This window comes from Mesorhizobium sp. M7A.F.Ca.US.014.04.1.1 (genome assembly GCF_003998745.1).
GTDB classification, from domain to species: Bacteria; Pseudomonadota; Alphaproteobacteria; order Rhizobiales; family Rhizobiaceae; genus Mesorhizobium; species Mesorhizobium ciceri.
Map to the genome: position 1 here is coordinate 1 of NZ_RZRW01000569.1, position 3620 is coordinate 3620.

The following is a 3620-nucleotide window of genomic DNA, read 5'->3' on the forward strand; positions in this document are numbered from 1 at the left end:
ATACATGAGCGCCGAGGCGGCCTGCCCGCGGTCCCAGCCGGCAGCCTCGACCTTGCGGAGCAGGGCGTCGAGATGCGGAGCCAGCATATCCCTGCATTCCTGTTCGTAGGCGGTGCTCATCGCCGGATGCCGCGGTGCGCCGATGGTCAATGCCTTGGCCATGTCCGTTTCCCCCTTTGAGGGAGCAACGCTATACCGTCGGCCGGCAAACCGAAAATCGCTCCTTGCCGTCGGTGTGAGGCTTCGAAGCCTGCTTCGACCCGCGGCAAGCGCCCTGTCGAGAAAAATTGGCCTGGTGTGTCGGATCTGGCGTCCGTCGCGCGTCCTAGGAGCGAGCAACCTGCAAAGCTGGAGAACGAGCATGTCGTCGCAAATCACTCAATCGCCGTGGCAGACCGCGGCCCTTCTCATCGCCCGGCTGATCTTCGCCGGCGTCTTCCTGATGGCGGTGACGTTCAAATTCATGGGCATGGCGGCCACCGCCGGCTATATCGCCGCCGCCGGCTTTCCGTTTCCGCTGTTCCTGGCCTGGTGCGCGGCGATCCTGGAAGTCGCGCTGGTGCTGTGCTTCCTGACCGGCGCCTTCTTCACGCAGGCGGCCCTTGTCGCCGCCGCCTATGTGCTGTTCCTGGCCCTTGCCTTCCACGGACCCAGCCACTGGGCCGGCAACCAGGCCGAGTTCGGCTTCTTCATCGACCATTTTTCGTTCCTGGCCGGACTGCTGTTTGCGGCGGTGCATGGACCGGGCAAGGTGCTTTCGCTCAATTTGGGATGGCCGGGCAGGGCTTGAGGCGAGGGCAGTGGGCCACCGCGGACGCATGCCGGCCCGCCGGCACCGTTCACAGCTGGTCGTTGTAGGGTTCCTTTATCTTGCCGACCATGCGGGCCAGCTTTGAGAAGGACGGCAGCTCCGCCTCCGGCTGGCACTGGTTGGCGAGTTCCAGCAGCCGGATCGGAAAGTTGACGGCGTCGCGGCTGGATGCGGACATGCCTTCGGATCGTTCCTCGTTGGTTTCGCCGGCCTCGGTCTTGCGCAGGGCCAGGTCGATTTCCTCCGCCGTCAGCACCCCCTTTTGAACCAGGAGACGATTGATCGAGGCGACGGCCATCAACAGGCCTTCGAGTTGCAGGTTGGCGACATTCATGGCGATTGCTCCCGTGGCTGGGGTTGAAACGCACGAGCGGCATTTCCGCTCCAGAAAGGCTGCGGGCGAACGCCTATTCCTGCGTCAGCCGTTCGCCATATTCGCGCCACAGCGCCTTGACCTCCAGGTTGCCGAGGCTGCCGATCGAAACATCCCCACAGCTGATGGCGACGGCGCCGACGTCGTATTGGGGGTAGGCGTTGGCGACGAAACGGATGGCTTCGCCCAGCGAACGCACGCGGATGACTGGATCGGCCTGACCCTGGCCGGTGCTGCACACGCCGGAAACCGTGGCTGGTGCATGCCGCATCCTGAACACGGATGCCATGGCTGGTCTGTCCATCGTCCTCTCCCACAAGGCCGTGCGACGGGAATCATTCCATGAGCTTCGACGAATGATTTCACACCTGCCGGCTTATGACCAGCCGCCGGCAAAAGCAGGGTTTTACGCGCTTTGCCAGCGTCGCTCAGCGCGGGAGTTTCGACCAGACTAGGAATTTTTTCTCAGAAAGTGGTTGACGGGGTGAGTGCAGCTTCGCCTTCCAGACGCTGAACCCTGTGATCGGCACCGACGACATTGTGCTGTCGTTCTACCAGTCCGACGACACAGTCGGGGATATCCAGGCAGCCGCGCAAGGCATCATCGACCAGGCCCAGGCCGCTGCGGACGTAGCGACGGGCGCCATGACAACCGTGCTCGATCCGCAATTCGCGACCAAGGCGACGGCGGAGGCATTTTCCCCACCGATAGCACCCACATACATCCGCACCGCCTTCTACGACAGCTCTCAGGTGGCAGGCAGTGGCGCTGTGTACCGCAAGAATGGAACGAATGTCGGGGATTTGGTGATCATGCTGAGCGATGGCATGACGAAGACAGGCTATACGCTCGCCTCGACCCCGGTGACGGCATCAATGCTCGGGGCGCGTGGTAACGGTACAAATGCCACGGCTGCTATCAGTGCACTGCTCGCGGGCAGCTATCCGCATGTGCTGATTGACGGCTCCTACCAGACCGACGGCAACCATACGATCTCGACAGCGAAGAAGCGCGTCGAATGCCTGGGCGGCTCTGCCCTGATCCTGCGCGCGCCAGTCGGTGCCGTTACCGGCCACCATCCCGTCATCGATATCGCTGCCGATGACGTCCTGATAGACGGGGACCTCACGATTGATGGTGGATCACATGCCGGCTACCAGGCTTCTATCGGTATTCGCGTCGGCCTCTCCACTGGTGCACGCCGGAAGCGGCCGACAATCCGCGGCGTGAAAGTCCGCAATCTCGGCCTTGCCGGTGTGATGGCGCTCTGTGTCGACAGCCCGACGATTGAGGACATTGACGGCTATAACATCGTCACGCCAACCGGCGGCGAGTTTGGCGACACGGTTTACGTGGCCGGCGTCCGCAAGCCGATCGTGCGCAACATCCGGTCGGCGAAGTGCAAACGCGACGGTGTCGTGTTGACCTATACGGGGAATCTAAACACCACCGACGTGTTGGTCGACGGGGTTTTCGCCGATGCACATCTCGACAGCCCCTCCGCCGGTGTCTGGGTGGAGATGACCGGTGCGCGAGATCCGCGAGGGATCATAACTAACGTGGTGGCGAATGACTGTCTGATTGGCGTAGCTGCGACTGACGCCAACAGCGAGATCGTCATTTCGAATGTCAAGGCAATCGGCAACCGGCTCTCCGGTAGTTCTGCCGGTAACGTCTTCGGCGTTCAGATTCAGTCGGGCCGGCTCGATAACTGGTACATCGATCGCTACAACACAGCCCTGCAATTGGAACCAAACGGCGAATATCAGTTCGCCCTCAGCTCGCAAGTTGGATCGTTTGCGATTAGCGAAACGGTCAGCGGCGGCACCTCTGGCTCGACCGGAACCCTGCGGTTCCAACATTTTGAAATCGTCATTACCGGTTCAACCCTCGACTATGAACTCGGTGAGACGGTGACAGGCGGTTCATCCGGCGCGACGGGCATCTTGGTCGACTTCTTTGCCAACGTGCTGAGGGTCTTGCCGATAAGCGGAACGTTTCAGGCCGCTGAAACAATCACTGGAGGCACCTCTGCGATTGCCAAAACGGCAAACAGCGCGACCCAGCGCATCTATGTGCGCGGTTCGGCCGGCATCTTTCGGGCTGGCGAGACTATCACGGGCGGAACGTCAGGTGCCACAGCCGTAATCGCCGCGCCCTACCAGACGCCACTTGCGATCGGCCCGGGCACGTTGATGAACTGCTCGACCGACGCCATTGTCGTTGCGAACGTAGTGACACCGGCGAGCCTTAGCCTTTCTGGCATCAGGGGAAACACCCAGTCGCATGGCGTCCGGTTCAATCTTTCGGTGGGCCAACGGCTGCGCAAAGCCAGTCTCAGGGACATCGCCCTGAAGAACCCGACCTCCATTGGCGTTGCCTTTCGGGTAACCACCGGCGGCGCGATAGACGAAATGCTGGTCGATGGCTTTGAC

Annotated in this window: 4 protein-coding genes; 2 read left to right on the forward strand and 2 right to left on the reverse strand. The window is 61.7% G+C overall.

What is annotated here, in order from left to right:
• Nucleotides 1–361 precede the first annotated feature (361 nt).
• On the forward strand, nt 362–790 hold the full coding sequence (locus EOA22_RS27665) for a DoxX family protein (protein ID WP_063168563.1): 429 nt from the start codon (nt 362–364) through the stop codon (nt 788–790).
• Nucleotides 791–839: 49 nt separating this feature from the next.
• On the opposite strand, the gene EOA22_RS27670 is transcribed toward EOA22_RS27665, so the two are convergent.
• The gene (locus EOA22_RS27670; RefSeq protein ID WP_013530780.1) at nt 840–1145 is read right to left on the reverse strand and encodes a hypothetical protein; all 306 of its coding nucleotides are present in this window, start codon (nt 1143–1145) and stop codon (nt 840–842) included.
• A 73-nt stretch (nt 1146–1218) separates the two neighbouring features.
• A complete protein-coding gene (locus tag EOA22_RS27675) occupies nt 1219–1488 on the reverse strand; it encodes a hypothetical protein (protein WP_063168562.1) in 270 nt (89 codons plus the stop codon).
• Nucleotides 1489–1703: 215 nt separating this feature from the next.
• Here EOA22_RS27675 and EOA22_RS27680 point away from each other — a divergent pair.
• The coding region (locus EOA22_RS27680; RefSeq protein ID WP_206521341.1) for a hypothetical protein at nt 1704–3620 on the forward strand (1917 nt) is incomplete at its 3' end.